Here is a 13,020-nt window from a genome sequence, read left to right as displayed (position 1 = left end):
GCACTCCGCACTCGCTAGGAGCTTCGCCGATGAATCCCGACCCGATGACCGTCGACTGGGACAAGCTCCGGCTGGCCGCCCAGGAGGCCATGTCCCGTGCCTACGCGCCGTACTCGGGCTTCCCGGTCGGCGCGGCGGCGCTGGTCGAGGACGGACGGACCGTCAGCGGCTGCAACGTCGAGAACGCCTCGTACGGGCTCGGCCTGTGCGCCGAGTGCGGGCTGGTCTCGGCGCTGCACGCCTCGGGCGGCGGCCGGCTGGTCGCGTTCACCTGCTGCGACGGTTCCGGCGCGGTGCTGATGCCCTGCGGCCGCTGCCGGCAGCTGCTCTGGGAGCACGGCGGCGCGGACCTGCTGGTGGAGTCGGTCTCCGGCATCCGCCCGCTGTCCGAACTGCTGCCGGATGCCTTCGGCCCCGACCGGCTCTGACCTTCTTTTCCTCCTGCTCGCCTGCTCGCCTGCTCGTACGCACTCGCATTGAAGAGGACTTCCGATGGACGCCATCTCCGTCATCCGCGCCAAGCGCGACCGCGCCGAGCTGACCGACCCTCAGATCGACTGGGTGATCGACGCCTACACCAAGGGTGAGGTGGCGGACGAGCAGATGTCCGCGCTCGCCATGGCGATCCTGCTGAACGGGATGAACCTGCGCGAGATCAGCCGCTGGACCGACGCGATGATCCGCTCCGGGATCCGGATGGACTTCTCCTCGCTGCCGCTGCCGACCTCGGACAAGCACTCCACCGGCGGGGTCGGCGACAAGATCACCCTGCCGCTGGCCCCGCTGGTCGCCGCCTGCGGCGCGGCCGTGCCCCAGCTCTCCGGACGCGGCCTCGGCCACACCGGCGGCACCCTCGACAAGCTGGAGTCCATCCCCGGCTGGCGCGCCTCGCTCTCCAACGACGAGATGATGCAGGTGCTGCGCGACGCCGGAGCGGTCATCTGCGCGGCGGGCGACGGCCTGGCCCCGGCCGACAAGAAGCTCTACGCGCTCCGGGACGTCACCGGCACGGTCGAGGCCATTCCGCTGATCGCCTCCTCCATCATGTCCAAGAAGATCGCCGAGGGCACCGGCGCGCTGGTGCTGGACGTCAAGGTCGGCACCGGCGCCTTTATGAAGTCGCTGGCGGACGCCCAGGAGCTGGCCCGCACCATGGTCGGCCTGGGCAAGGCCGCGGGCGTCAACACCGTCGCGCTGCTGACCGGGATGTCCACCCCGCTGGGCCTGACGGCCGGGAACGCGCTGGAGGTCCGCGAGTCGGTCGAGGTGCTGGCCGGCGGCGGCCCGTCCGACGTGGTCGAGCTGACCCTGGCCCTGGCCCGGGAGATGCTGGCAGCGGCGGGGGTCTCGGGCGGCAAGGACCCTGAGACCGCGCTGAAGGACGGCTCGGCGATGGACCACTGGCGCCGCATGATCTCGGCCCAGGGCGGCGACGTGGACGCCCCGCTCCCGGTCGCCCGCGAGCAGCACGTCCTCACCGCCACCGCCTCCGGCGTCCTCACCGAGCTGGACGCCTACGCCGTCGGCGTCGCCGCCTGGCGCCTCGGCGCAGGCCGCGCCCGCAAGGAGGACCCGGTCCAGGCCGGCGCCGGCGTCGAGCTCCACGCCAAGCCCGGCGCCACGGTGACCGCGGGCCAGCCGCTGCTGACCCTGCACACCGACACCCCCGAGCGCTTCGACTACGCCCTGGAAGCCCTCGCCACCGGCATCACCATCGCCGCGCCCGGCACGGCTTTCGAGCGCGCCCCGATCATCCTCGACCGCATCAGCTGACCGCCCTGGCGGGCTGCCTACTCACGCGCCGTAGGTGAGCAGCCCGCCGGTGTCGATCCGCCAGGGTCCGACCTGGACCGTGTCGCCGAAGACGAAGCGCTCGCGGTGGGTGTACCCGGGCTGCGAGTGGACGGTGCCGGTCCCGTCGCGCGGGTCGACGAGCAGGTAGAGCGGGATGCCCATGGCGGCGTAGTCCCTGACCTTCTCGTCGTAGTCGTTCTCCGGGTTCGACTTCGAGACGACCTCGACCGAGAGCAGCACATCGGCGGGGTAGACGGCCGAGGCGTCCTCCTCCAGCACGGACTCGGGGAACACCATGAGGTCGGGCCGCCGCAACCGCCCCAGGCCCACGTCCTCAAGGTCGGCCCCGGGTGTGCCACCAAGCCGGGGTGGGTGGCCGCCAACTGCTCGTTGAGCTGCTTGCCGATCCGCAGTACGGCCAGTTCATGCCGCCGCACCGGGGAGAGCGTCAGGACGACCCTGCCGTTGGCGATCTCCACCGGCCCCGTCCCGGGAATCCTCGGCACCTGGCCGGCGATCTCGCGCAACCTGGCATACGTGGCAGCGTCAACGCTCATGACCAGAGCCTAGCTAGCTTGCAAGCTGCTCAGCGGGCGGCCGCCACCGCCCCCGGGGCGGTGACGCGGGCGTGGACCGTGCCGTAGAGGGTGACGCCGGCTGCCAAAGCCATGGCGGCGAGGGCTACCAGGACGGTGCCGGTCCAGCCGTTGCCGTGGTAGGCGTCGGCGCCGAGGGTGCCGCCGAGGCTGTTGCCCAGGTAGTAGGCGGCGAGGTAGAGCGCGGACGCCTGGGCGCGGCCGTGGGTCGCGGTGCGGCCGACCGAGGCGGAGGCCACGCAGTGGCCGGTGAAGAATCCGGCGGTGATCAGCACCAGGCCGAGCAGGGCCAGCGGCAGCGAGTCGGGCAGGGTGAGCAGCAGGCCCGCCGAGGTGGTGCCGACGGCCAGGTAGAGAGTGCCCCGGCGGCCGAAGCGGCCGGTCACCCGGGCCGAGGCGGCGGAGGCGAAGGTGCCGACCAGGTAGACCGCGAAGATGGAGCTGGCCAGGCCCTGGGAGAGCCCGAACGGCAGCGCCACCAGCCGGTAGCCCATCACCGTGTAGACCGCGCCGAAGACCGTCATGAACAGCAGGCCCAGCGCGAACAGCCGTCCCAGCAGCGGGTTGCGCAGGTGCGAGGTGACGGTGTGCAGCAGCGCCGCCGGGTTGATCGGCCCCGGGCGGAAGTGCCGGGCGCGGGGGATCAGCAGCCGGAAGGCGATGGCGCAGAGCAGCGACAGCACGGCTACCGAGGCCAGGCCCCAACGCCAGCCGAAGGAGCCGGCCACCACGCCGGACACCAGTCGCCCGCTCATCCCGCCGATGCTGTTGCCCGCCACGTACAGGCCCATGGCCGAGGCCAGGGCGGTCGGGTGGACCTCCTCGGCGAGGTAGGCCATGGCGGTGGCCGGCAGCCCGGCCAGCGCGACGCCCTGGAGGGTGCGGAGCACGGTCAGCGTGGTGAGGTCCGGCGCGAACGGGAGGATCAGCGCGATGGCGGCGGCGGTGAACACCGAGGCGGTCATCACCGCGGTACGGCCGTAGCGCTCGGACAGGGCGCTGACCGGGATCACCGCCAGGGCCAGGCCAATCGCTGCCGCCGAGACGGTGAGGCTGGCCTGGGCCGGCGTCAGCCGCAGGCTCGCCGACAGTGCCGGGAGCAGCGCCTGGGTGGAGTACAGCAGTAGGAAGGTCGCCAGACCGGCGCCGAACAGCGCGAGCTGGGTGCGGCGCAGGCCCCGGCTGCCGGGGAGGTGGCGCAGGTCCTCGGCGACGGCGATTGCGGTCGAGGTGACGGCGGCAGTGGAACGGATCGGCGAGGTGAGGGCAGTCGACGGCTGGTCGTCGAATGCCCCGCTAGGTGCAGGCGGCATACCGCAAAACTAGGACGGCCGGTCTGATGCGTCCAATGCATGGAACCGGGATGATTGATGCTGTGGCGTATGAAGACAGGTCAGCCGATACCGGGAAACAGTCGCGTGACGCAGATGACATGCCTGCGGTGGTCGCGGAGCTCGCCCCCGACGCTCCCGCCGTGCTGCTCGCCCCGCTGCTGGCGCAGTTCGCCGCGGTGGCCCGGCTGGAGCATGTGACCCGGGCGGCGGCGGAGCTGGGGATGCCGCAGCCGACGCTGAGCCGCGCGGTGGCCCGGCTCGAGGAGGAGCTGGGCGTGGCGCTGCTCGCCCGCGAGGGCCGTACGGTACGGCTGACCAGGGCCGGGCGGATCTTCCTCGGTGCGGTGGAGCGGGCGCTGTCCGAGGTGGAGCGCGGGGCCGAGGCGGCCCGCGCCGAGGCCGACCCGACCGGCGGGCGGGTGGCCTTCGGCTTTCTGCACACCATGGGGTCCGAGGCGGTGCCGATGCTGCTGCGCGGCTTCCGCGCCGAGCATCCGCGGGTGCGCTTCCAGCTGGTGCAGGACTACACCGACTCGATGCTGCAGCGGCTGCGCGAGGGCGAGCTGGACCTCTGCCTGGTCTCGCCGCGCCCGGACGGACCGGAGTTGACGGCGCGTCGGCTCGGCGAGCAGCGGCTGCGGCTGGTGGTCCCGGCCGACCACCGCCTCGCCGGACGGCAGAGGGTGCGGCTGCGGGACGTGGCCGAGGAGGCCTTCGTCACCCTGGAGCCCGGGTACGGGCTGCGGCGGATCACCGACGCGCTGTGCGCGGAGGCCGGCTTCACGCCCCGGATCTCCTTCGAGGGGGAGGAGTCGGAGACCCTGCGCGGCCTGGTCGCGGCGGGCCTCGGCGTGGCGGTGCTGCCCCCGGCCACGGTGGCCCGCCCGGACGTGGCCGAGCTGCAGCTCTCCTCGCCGGGGGCGCGCCGGGAGATCGCGCTGACCTGGGTGACCGGGCGTCCGCTGACGCCCCCGGCGGAGGCCTTCCGCAGTTATGTGCTGTCGGTCAGGGGCCAGCTGCCGCTGCACAGCTGAAGGCGGGAGTGCGGGCGGGCGGTGTGGGCGGAAATACACCTGCATCTACGCGCGTAGGAGGTATCGTTGCGTGATGGAGAACACCCTCACCCCCGCACCCCTGACCGCTGAGGTCATCCGCCGCGCGCCCAAGGTGCTGCTGCACGACCACCTGGACGGCGGCCTCCGTCCGGAGACGATCGTCGAGCTCGCCGCCGAGGTCGGCTACGACGGCCTGCCGACCACCGACCCGGTCGCCCTCGGCGCCTGGTTCCGGGACGCCGCCGACTCCGGCTCGCTGGTCCGCTACCTGGAGACCTTCGCCCACACCTGCGCGGTGATGCAGACCCGCGAGGGCCTGGTCCGGGTCGCCGCCGACTGCGCCGAGGACCTGGCCGCCGACGGCATCGTCTACGCCGAGGTCCGTTACGCGCCCGAGCAGCACCTGGAGGCCGAACTGACCCTGGACCAGGTGGTCGAGGCCGTCAACGAGGGCTTCCGGCTCGGCGAGGCCCGCGCCGCCGCCAAGGGGCAGCGGATCAGGATCGGCACGCTGCTCACCGCGATGCGGCACGCCGCCCGCTCCCGCGAGATCGCCGAGCTGGCCAACCGCTTCCGCGACCTGGGCGTGGTCGGCTTCGACATCGCCGGCGCCGAGGCCGGGCACCCGCCGACCCGTCACCTGGACGCCTTCGACTACCTCAAGCGGGAGAACAACCACTTCACCATCCACGCCGGGGAGGCCTTCGGCCTGCCGTCCATCTGGGAGGCGCTGCAGTGCTGCGGCGCGGACCGGCTCGGCCACGGCGTGCGCATCATCGACGACATCTCGGTCGCCGAGGACGGCGGCGTCAAGCTGGGCCGGCTGGCGGAGTACGTGCGCGACAAGCGGATCCCGCTGGAGCTGTGCCCGACCTCCAACCTGCAGACCGGTGCGGCCGTCTCGTACGCCGAGCACCCGATCGGGCTGCTGCGGAAGCTGCAGTTCCGGGTGACCGTCAACACGGACAACCGGCTGATGTCCGGGACCAGCCTGAGCCGGGAGTTCGAGCACCTCGCCGAGGCCTTCGGCTACACCCTGGACGATCTGCGCTGGTTCACCATCAACGCCATGAAGTCGGCCTTCATCCCGTTCGAGCAGCGGCTCGCCCTGATCAACGACGTGATCAAGCCGGGATATGAGAAGTTGACGGCCGGTTAGGCCGACCGGGGGACGGAGATTTGGGGGCGGTCCCCCCTCGTGGATACCTTGGGCCGCCAGTCGGACACGGGGCGTAGTCGTTCCGTTCCGTTCCAGACCCGAGGACACGAGGGAACAGCCCATGAAGAAGGCAATGCGTCAGGCCGCCGGAACCGCTGTGCTCGGTGTCGCGCTCGCCGCGGCCGCCGTCACCCCGGCTGCTGCGGCGGACGGCCTCGGCGGTGTGCTCGGCGCGGCTCCGGCCGGTGCGGCCCAGGCCAGTGCCGCGGCGCCGACCGGGCCCCTCACCACCGGCCCCCTCACCAGCGGGCTGCCGACCAGCGACCTCTCCAAGCTGGCCGGCGGACCGGTGACGGACACCCAGCAGGTGCTCGGCTCGCCCAACGGCAGTGTGCACGCGGTGACCGGTACCGCCCAGGGCCTGGTCAACTCGGCGACCCCCTCGGTGCGGTCGATGCCCGAGACCCGCGCCCTGCCGGTCGGGCTCGACGGCGGTCTGCCGGTGGTGGGCCAGCTGGGCCAGGGCAACAGCCTGCCGGTGCTCGGCCAGACCTCGCCGACGTCCGGCCTCAGCCAGGTCACCTCGGGCCTCCCGGTCCACTCCCCGCTGGGATAGGTCAGCACGGGCGGGCCCCCGGAGCCGGGTCAGGGCTCCTGGGGCAGCACCAGCCAGAGCGCCAGGTAGACCAGGAACTGCGGGCCGGGGAGCAGGCAGGACAGGACGGCCAGCACCCGCACGGTGCTGGGCGCCAGCCCGAAGCGCTTGGCGATGCCGGCGCAGACTCCGCCGATCATGCGGTTGCTGCGGGGGCGGGCGAGGGTGGTGGCGGTGGCGTTCATCGGTGACTCCTGGATGCCTGAGGTCTCTCGCGACGGTGCTCCGTCGGGATGCTTCAAGCCTCCCGCGGCGGCGGGCGGGAAACGTCCTCCGCTTCGACGATCCGGGCCCCGGCCCGCCCCCGGCTCAGGAACGACGGGTTCTCAGGGCCGCCCTCAGGGTCACCCCTGAGAACCCGCCGACCGCCGTCGCGCGGAACCGGTCAGTGCGCCGACCCGCCGTCGCGCGCAGCGTCAGTGCGCGGAGCGGGCCACGCCGAAGCCCGGCGCGGTGGCCGGCAGGCTGGGGCCCTTGCCGTGGTGGTCGCCGCGGTCCCTGCGGCGCAGCGCCGCGCGGAAGGCGGGCACCACGGCGAGGTGCGCGGCGGCGATCCCGACCGCGGCCAGCAGCACGTCGTCCACATTGAGCAGATGGCTGGTCAGCGTCGACTGCAGCACCTCCACCCCGGTCGCCAGCAGCACCCCGGCGAAGACCGTGCGCAGGAAGGACGACAGCGTGGTCGAGGTCGCCCTGCCCCCCGCGAGCGGCAGCAGCAGGCCCAGCGGCGCCAGCAGCAGCAGACCGCGGAGCAGTTCCAGGTAGGCGTGCTGGGTCCCGGCCATCAGCTCGGTGCGGACCGTCGCGAACGGCGTCAGATTGGTGTCCGCCATCCAGGCCGCGGAGACCGGCAGGAAGGACGTCCAGAGCACCAGGCCGAGGTGGACCGCGAGCAGCAGCAGTCCGAGCCTCCGCGCGCCCCGGTGCACCTCGGAGCGGTCGTCGGACCGGTCGTCGGGGTCGGGGCGGTCACCCTCGGGGGACCGCTGGTCGAAACCGGTTCGCACGCCGGTGTCTCCTCGCTGCACGCCGGGGAGGACGCGCGTCGTGGCCTGCTCGGTTCCCGCCGTCAGGGAGAAGTGGTGGCCGAGGGTGTCGGGACGGGTAGGTCGGTCGGGGTGCCTGTACCCGTGGCGGAGACATGCAGACAGCCCAGGCCGGCGGCGGTCTTGGTCTCGCTGGGCGTCGGCGCCGAGCTGGTCGGGGCCGCGGTGGCGGTCGGGGGCTCGGCCGGACGCCCCTCCTGCTGGGCCGTGGCTTTGGCCGTGCCCTTGGCTGAAGCCTCAGTCGAAGCCTGGACCTTGCCCGAAGCCTGAGCCCTGGCCTTGGCCGTTGCTTGGGCCGTTGCTTGGGCCTGGGCCTCGGCCGAGGCCGCGCGCTTGTCGACCGCCGTGGGCAGCGGAAGCGGGACGGCGACGCCGGTCGGCAGGATGCTCTCGTCGTGCTCCAGCTTGCTGAGCGTCGCGTCGGGTGCGGGCGGGCAGGCGGTGCGTGACGCCGCGACCCCTGCGTCGACCGGCAGTGCGGTGTCCCGGATCCCGCAGCCGCTGAGGGTCAGCGCGAGCACGGCGGTGACCGCGCCGAGGGCGCCGAGCAGACCGGCCCGGCGGGCCTTGCTGGTGCTGCTGTCGCTGATCACGCGGTGCCGCCCTTCGCCGTGCTGTTGCCACCGCTGCTGCCATGACCGCTGCTGCCGCTGCCGCCCAGGTTCCCGCCGCTGGGCCCGCCGTCCGCGGCGAGCGGGTGCCCGGCCTCGACCGGGGGTGTCATCGGCAGGCGAAGTGTGAACACCGCCCCCACCTCGCCGTTCTCGGCGCTGATCGTCCCCCCGTGGATCCTGGCGTTCTCCATGGCGATCGACAGGCCGAGCCCGCTGCCCTCGGAGCGCCGCCGGGCCGCGTCCGCCTTGAAGAAGCGGTCGAAGACATGCGGCAGCACGTCCTCGGGGATGCCGGGACCGCCGTCGGCGACCCGGACCACCAGCTCGTCCTGCTCCGCCCTGACCCGGACCCGGACCGGCGAGCCGCCGTGCTTCAGCGCGTTGCCGATCAGGTTGGCCAGGATCACGTCCACCCGGCGCGGGTCGATCCTGGCGACGATGCCGCGCGGGGCGTCCAGCTCCACCGCGTCCAGCCAGGCCCGGGTGTCGATGCAGGAGGTCAGCAGGTCGGAGACGTCGATCTCGTCCAGCACCACCTTGGCGGTGCCGGCGTCGAAGCGGGTGACCTCCATCAGGTTCTCGACCAGTTCGGTGAGCCTGCGGGTCTCGCTGACGACCAGGCGGACCGCCGGGGCGATCATCGGGTCGAGGGTGTCGGCCTCGTCCTCCAGGATGTCCGTCACCGCGGTCATCGCGGTCAGCGGGGTCCGCAGCTCGTGCGACATGTCGGCGACGAAGCGGCGGCTGGCGTGCTCGCGCGCGCTCAGCTCCTCCACCTGCGCCTGCAGCGACTCCGCGGTCCGGTTGAAGGTCGCCGACAGCTCGGCCAGCTCGGCCGCGCCGCTCACCTCCAGCCGGGTGTCCAGCCGTCCGGCCCCCAACTGCCGTGCTGCCTCGCCGAGTCGGGCCACCGGGCGGAGCACCGTGGACGCCGCGGCCTGGGCCAGCAGCGCGGAGCCGACCAGCGCCAGCAGCGTGGCGATGCCCAGCGACCAGGCCAGCGAGTCCATGTCCCGGCGCTCGCCGTCCAGCGACTTGAACATGTAGGCGGTGGGCCCGTCCGGGGCCACCTCGCTGCCGCCGACCAGGTAGGGCGTGCCGTTCACGGTGATCCGCTGCCAGAACAGGTGGTACTGGTCCGGCTGGCTGGTGCAGAGCGCGCAGGGCGTGGTCACCGAGGTCTGCAGCCGGGTCGGGATCAGCGCCTGGGTGAGGTTCGGGTCGGTGGAGACCGAGCAGTCGTGCTCCACCATCACCACGCTGTACTGCAGCCCGGAGTGGGCCACCACGTTGGCGGCCCGTCCCAGCTGCTCGCAGCTCGGCTGCAGCGGCAGCTCGGTGACGGTCCGGCTGACCTGGCCGCGGAAGTCGGAGAGCGCGTTGTCCTGGGTGCGCTTCAGCACCGCGTCCCGGTTCAGCCAGTACGCGATGCCCGAGGCGGACACCGCGGCGGCCAGCGCCACCAGCGCGAACACGGCGATCAGCCGTATCCGCAGCGAGGTCAGCCGAAGGCAGCGCGCCAGCCAGCTCCCGTTGCGGGTACGGGGCGGGGAGGCCGGGGCCTCGGGTTGTTCGGTCACGGTGCCTTCGCTGCCTGGGACTGGGTCTGACCCGGTGTGCCGCCGGGGTGGTCGCGGGGCAGCCTACTGCGGCGGGTCCAAGCGGTAGCCCACGCCCCGCACGGTACGGATCAGCGTCGGCTCGGACGGCACGTCCTCGACCTTTGCCCGCAGCCGCTGCACACAGGCGTCCACCAGCCGGGAGTCGCCCAGGTAGTCGTGCTCCCAGACCAGCCGCAGCAACTGCTGCCGGGACAGCGCCTGCCCCGGCCGCTGGCTCAGCTCCAGCAGCAGCCGCAGCTCGGTGGGGGTCAGCTGGAGGTCCACGCCGGCCTTGGTGACCGTCATCGCGCTGCGGTCGATCACCACGTCCCCGTACGCGGAGGAGTCCGAGCTGTCCCGCTCGCCGCGCCGCAGCACGGCCCTGATCCGGGCGTCCAGCACCCGCGGCTGCACCGGCTTCACCACGTAGTCGTCCGCGCCCGACTCCAGGCCCACCACCACGTCGATGTCGTCGCTGCGCGCGGTCAGCAGGATGATCGGCAGCTGGTCGGTGCGGCGGATCCGGCGGCAGACCTCAAAACCGTCAATACCGGGCAGCATCACGTCCAGGACGATCAGATCCGGACGCTTCTCCTTGAACAGCTTCAGGCCGTCCTCGCCCGATGCGGCAGCCGATACCTGATGGCCCTGCCTGGTCAGCGCGAGCTCAAGGCCCGTGCGGATGGCGTCGTCGTCCTCGATGAGCAGCAGATGTGACACGGCAGCCATTCTTGCCCATCGGGCGTATTTGATCGACCCCTACCCCCGCCCTGCCTCTGTGACAGGGCTGTGACAGTCGGCGGACACGGCCATGACGCCGGCGAGGGAAGCTTTTGCTTGTCGAAGTCGGGGGACTCCGGCGCAACAGAACCAACATCCACCAGGGAGCGCAGCATGAACGCAGTCACCGAGGCCCGGAGCTCCGCGGCACTTCGCGCTGTGCGCCCTGTGCACGGCACCGCCGCACACACCGCACCGCACCGCACCTCTTCGCTGCAGGCACTTCACGGTGTCGGACGCGGCGGGGCGCACGACGGTTCCAGCACCGTCACACTCACACTTCGCGGCGTGGTGCGCGGCACCACCGTCCGCGAGCTGCCCGCCGGGGGGACGGGCAACGGGGGTACGGGGGAGAGCGGCCTCCAGGCCGCGGTGGCGGTCGGCGTACAGGAGGGCACGACGGGGGAGACCTCGCTCACCAGCGAGGAGGAGTTCTCGGCCTACGTCCGGGAACGCCGTGCCTCCCTGTACGCCACCGCCTACCACCTCACCGGCGACCGCTTCGCCGCCGAGGACCTGCTGCAGAGCGCGCTCTTCAGCACCTACCGGGCCTGGGACCGGATCACCGACAAGGCCGCGGTCGGCGGCTACATGCGCCGCACCATGACCAACCTGCACATCTCCGCCTGGCGTCGCCGCAAGGTCAACGAGTACCCGACCGAGGAGATGCCGGAGACCGTCGGCGACACCGACGCCATGGGCGGCACCGAGCTGCGCGCCGTGCTCTGGCAGGCGCTGGCCAAGCTTCCGGAGACCCAGCGCACCATGCTGGTCCTCCGCTACTACGAGGGTCGCACCGACCCCGAGATCGCCGACGTGCTCAACATCAGCGTCGGCACCGTGAAGAGCAGCATCTGGCGCGCACTGCGCCGGCTGCGGGACGACGAGATCCTGGCGTCGCGGGACGGCGACGCGGGACAGGCTTTCGGCGAGCTGGTCGCTTGAGCACGACCTGACCAGGCACAACTCTTCTCGCCGAGGGAAAAACCCGGGGAGCCGCGTGGTCCGGGGGGATCATGGGGCCCGCACTCCCGGGAGCACGCCAGGGGGGAACGGGGGAGGGGGCGTCGCGGGCGGGGGCCCGGCTCGGGGGAGCCGGGAAGGCCCGCGACAGCGGAGAACGGAACGGGCACGGCACCTCGGGGGAGGGAGCCGCTGCCCGTTCCGTGCGTTCCGGCCCTGCCGGGCCGGGCCGGGCTCGGGCGACGGGGCCGGGCGGGGTTCCTGCCTCGGTTCAGCCGGGCTCAGCCCGCGTAGGCCGGGGCGGGGGCCGCGGCCACCGCGGCGATGCGGGTCAGCGCGGCGGCGCCGGCGCAGGCGAAGGCGCCCTGGTCGACCTGGTGGGCGACGATCCCGCGCTCGGCGCGCATCAGCCGCCAGCCGCGGTGCAGCAGGTAGGGGACCGACTTGCGGCGCTCGCGCACGTCCCGGCGGAACCGCCGCCACGCGGTGGCGGCCGGGCGGTTGCGCAGGCAGATCGCGTCGCCGAGCAGCCCCTCGGACGCGCAGCCGCGGACTATCTCGGCGGCGAAGATCCCCTCCGCGACGAACGCTCCCGCGCCGTCCAGGACCAGGGTGTGGGTGCCGACCCGGCCGTTGTCGGGGATCGAGTACACCGGGATCTCCGCCCGCCCCGCGGTGCACAGCGCCCGGATCGCCGCCATCGCGTCCGCCCGGTGCCAGGACCCGGGGTGGTCCCAGTCGGGCCCGGCGCCGTCCGGCAGCCGCGGGATGGTCGGGTCGTCCCCGTCCTTGTAGAAGTCGTCGAGCTGCAGCACCGGCAGCCCGGACCGCTCCGCCAACGTCGACTTCCCCGACCCCGAGGGCCCGCACAGCAGGACGACACGGGCCGGATGCGGACTGTTCACGGATTGGCTGCTCACAGGACCCAAGTCTGACGCATCGGCCCCGGTGGTCGCTACGGCCCTACCGGTTCGCGAGGCGGTGGACGAAGGCCAGGCCGGACCAGTCGGTGCCGAGGGCGGCCACCTTGACGTCCACGATGCCGGTGGGCAGGAACAGTTCGCGGAGCAGGTTGTCGGTGATGTCGCTGCTGTGTCCGGCGGCGCGGCGGGGCCAGGCGATCCAGAGGCAGCCGGCCGAGGGCAGCGCCGCCGCCAGCCCCGTGGCCTCGGCCTTGAGGTCGGCCGCTGTGCGGAAGAAGGCGAGGGTGACGTCCGCGTCGGCGAGGCCGTCCGCCTGCTCGACGCCGTCCGGCAGGCCGGGGATCGCGGCGACGGTCCAGTCCTGCGGCGGGTGCAGCAGGGCGACCCGGTGGCCCGGCTTGATCCGCAGCTTCTTCGCGAGTGGTGTGCCCGAGTAGCCCTGATCGCTCATGGCGCCCATCATCGCGCCCGGCACCGCCGGCTGCGCGGGAAAAGCGAAC

The 13,020-nt window shown here is 72.8% G+C and carries 15 protein-coding genes; 6 read left to right on the top strand and 9 right to left on the bottom strand.

Annotated features, from left to right (window positions below):
- The first annotated feature begins 29 nt into the window (after nucleotides 1–29).
- Nucleotides 30–428, top strand: a complete 399-nt coding sequence (locus ACXKR8_RS19500) for a cytidine deaminase (protein WP_458274174.1) — start codon at nucleotides 30–32, stop codon at nucleotides 426–428.
- A gap of 64 nt (nucleotides 429–492) precedes the next feature.
- On the top strand, nucleotides 493–1,773 hold the full coding sequence (locus tag ACXKR8_RS19495) for a thymidine phosphorylase (protein WP_458274173.1): 1,281 nt from the start codon (nucleotides 493–495) through the stop codon (nucleotides 1,771–1,773).
- Between the two features lie 21 nt (nucleotides 1,774–1,794).
- On the opposite strand, the gene ACXKR8_RS19490 is transcribed toward ACXKR8_RS19495, so the two are convergent.
- Nucleotides 1,795–2,124, bottom strand: coding sequence for a Uma2 family endonuclease (locus ACXKR8_RS19490; RefSeq protein WP_458274172.1), 330 nt, complete (start codon nucleotides 2,122–2,124; stop codon nucleotides 1,795–1,797).
- Between the two features lie 256 nt (nucleotides 2,125–2,380).
- Nucleotides 2,381–3,703 carry an MFS transporter gene (locus ACXKR8_RS19485; protein ID WP_458274171.1) on the bottom strand — a complete coding sequence of 441 codons (1,323 nt, stop codon included), beginning with the start codon at nucleotides 3,701–3,703 and terminating at the stop codon, nucleotides 2,381–2,383.
- Nucleotides 3,704–3,822: 119 nt separating this feature from the next.
- Between ACXKR8_RS19485 and ACXKR8_RS19480 the strand changes: the two genes are divergently transcribed.
- The 3 genes from ACXKR8_RS19480 to ACXKR8_RS19470 all read left to right on the top strand — a co-directional run bounded on the left by ACXKR8_RS19480 (nucleotide 3,823) and on the right by ACXKR8_RS19470 (nucleotide 6,554).
- Entirely contained in the window at nucleotides 3,823–4,758 is a 936-nt protein-coding gene (locus ACXKR8_RS19480; RefSeq protein WP_458274170.1) for a LysR family transcriptional regulator, read from the top strand.
- A 73-nt stretch (nucleotides 4,759–4,831) separates the two neighbouring features.
- Entirely contained in the window at nucleotides 4,832–5,938 is a 1,107-nt protein-coding gene (locus ACXKR8_RS19475; RefSeq protein ID WP_458274169.1) for an adenosine deaminase, read from the top strand.
- A gap of 121 nt (nucleotides 5,939–6,059) precedes the next feature.
- Entirely contained in the window at nucleotides 6,060–6,554 is a 495-nt protein-coding gene (locus ACXKR8_RS19470) for a hypothetical protein (protein WP_458274168.1), read from the top strand.
- Between the two features lie 29 nt (nucleotides 6,555–6,583).
- Here ACXKR8_RS19470 and ACXKR8_RS19465 read toward each other — a convergent pair whose 3' ends face one another.
- The 5 genes from ACXKR8_RS19465 to ACXKR8_RS19445 form a co-directional block, all read right to left on the bottom strand.
- Nucleotides 6,584–6,778 (bottom strand): PspC domain-containing protein, encoded by a 195-nt coding sequence (locus ACXKR8_RS19465; RefSeq protein ID WP_458274167.1) that lies wholly within the window; start codon nucleotides 6,776–6,778, stop codon nucleotides 6,584–6,586.
- A gap of 231 nt (nucleotides 6,779–7,009) precedes the next feature.
- Nucleotides 7,010–7,600 carry a VanZ family protein gene (locus tag ACXKR8_RS19460; RefSeq protein ID WP_458274166.1) on the bottom strand — a complete coding sequence of 197 codons (591 nt, stop codon included), beginning with the start codon at nucleotides 7,598–7,600 and terminating at the stop codon, nucleotides 7,010–7,012.
- A gap of 62 nt (nucleotides 7,601–7,662) precedes the next feature.
- Nucleotides 7,663–8,232, bottom strand: coding sequence for a hypothetical protein (locus ACXKR8_RS19455; RefSeq protein WP_458274165.1), 570 nt, complete (start codon nucleotides 8,230–8,232; stop codon nucleotides 7,663–7,665).
- Nucleotides 8,229–9,776, bottom strand: coding sequence for an ATP-binding protein (locus ACXKR8_RS19450; RefSeq protein WP_458275028.1), 1,548 nt, complete (start codon nucleotides 9,774–9,776; stop codon nucleotides 8,229–8,231). Before ACXKR8_RS19450 ends, ACXKR8_RS19455 begins: the two co-directional genes overlap by 4 nt.
- A 120-nt stretch (nucleotides 9,777–9,896) precedes the next feature.
- Complete coding sequence (locus ACXKR8_RS19445; RefSeq protein ID WP_380503919.1) at nucleotides 9,897–10,574, bottom strand: response regulator; 678 nt, start codon at nucleotides 10,572–10,574, stop codon at nucleotides 9,897–9,899.
- Between the two features lie 174 nt (nucleotides 10,575–10,748).
- Here ACXKR8_RS19445 and ACXKR8_RS19440 point away from each other — a divergent pair, with 174 nt between their 5' ends.
- Nucleotides 10,749–11,579 carry a SigE family RNA polymerase sigma factor gene (locus ACXKR8_RS19440; protein WP_458274164.1) on the top strand — a complete coding sequence of 277 codons (831 nt, stop codon included), beginning with the start codon at nucleotides 10,749–10,751 and terminating at the stop codon, nucleotides 11,577–11,579.
- Between the two features lie 299 nt (nucleotides 11,580–11,878).
- Here ACXKR8_RS19440 and ACXKR8_RS19435 read toward each other — a convergent pair whose 3' ends face one another.
- Together ACXKR8_RS19435 and ACXKR8_RS19430 are read right to left on the bottom strand one after the other, a co-directional pair.
- Nucleotides 11,879–12,502, bottom strand: a complete 624-nt coding sequence (locus tag ACXKR8_RS19435) for an ATP-binding protein (protein ID WP_458274163.1) — start codon at nucleotides 12,500–12,502, stop codon at nucleotides 11,879–11,881.
- Between the two features lie 58 nt (nucleotides 12,503–12,560).
- Nucleotides 12,561–12,971: a DUF3052 domain-containing protein gene (locus ACXKR8_RS19430; RefSeq protein ID WP_458274162.1), complete on the bottom strand. Its 411-nt coding sequence runs from the start codon at nucleotides 12,969–12,971 to the stop codon at nucleotides 12,561–12,563.
- Nucleotides 12,972–13,020 lie beyond the last annotated feature (49 nt).

The organism is Streptacidiphilus sp. PAMC 29251, from assembly GCF_054208735.2.
This window is presented reverse-complemented; position numbering and strand designations above follow the sequence as displayed.